Genomic DNA, 614 nt, shown 5'->3' on the forward strand with positions numbered 1-614 from the left:
TCCACCTTTCATTCATAGAGATCGTACGGCTATTCAGGCAGTCCGCGTCGCGCCAGAAGCGGATATTGATAATTTGATCAATTAATTATTCGATGCGTTTAACATCTGGATGACGTTCGGTTGCAGCTTCATGGAAAATATCATCTAACCAGCCTGCAATTTCATCTTCTGCCAGATCATCTGGAATAACAACGTCATAGATACGGGAATACTTTCTTTCTGTCAGATCTACTCGAAAAACCAACCAGCACTCATTCTTACGCAGAATGCCAAGGTATCGACCAAAGACATTATAAACCAACATGTTATACCTCCAGTAATGTCAATCAAACCACACGTTATATTACTTCGAATAAGAAAGGCAGAGAATAAATCCTGCATTCGTTAGAGGACAACATCTTCTTTTGTCATGACAGTTCTGGTGATCCTGCATGCTGACCGCTTCGTGCCAGGAGCGGACGTTTATGAAAAGGGTGATAGATAAACATCAGCAATTTTATCTCCGATTACAGCACCTCAACCACTTCGAATTCTTCTGCGATCAACTCCATATCCTCAGAAAAATGACCTTCACGGATGAAAAATCGCTGATGCTCTTTCTTCCAGTATTCAAG

The 614-nt window shown here is 41.4% G+C and carries 2 protein-coding genes; both read right to left on the reverse strand.

Annotated elements, in window-relative coordinates; all coding sequences use genetic code 11:
- Window positions 1-85 precede the first annotated feature (85 nt).
- The gene (locus tag PGS10_RS24935; protein WP_015366962.1) at window positions 86-304 is read right to left on the reverse strand and encodes a DUF7661 family protein; all 219 of its coding nucleotides are present in this window, start codon (window positions 302-304) and stop codon (window positions 86-88) included.
- Window positions 305-506: 202 nt separating this feature from the next.
- Window positions 507-614, reverse strand: a 108-nt coding sequence (locus PGS10_RS24940) for an ASCH domain-containing protein (protein WP_316423639.1), incomplete at its 5' end; no start/stop codon positions are given.

Source organism: Klebsiella sp. 141153 (assembly GCF_032601995.1).
GTDB lineage: Bacteria > Pseudomonadota > Gammaproteobacteria > Enterobacterales > Enterobacteriaceae > Klebsiella > Klebsiella aerogenes.

What these genes read in the sequence shown, in the direction of transcription:
- PGS10_RS24935 (WP_015366962.1), bottom strand. Translation starts at nt 304, where the DNA reads ATGTTGGTTTATAATGTCTTTGGTCGATACCTTGGCATTCTGCGTAAG.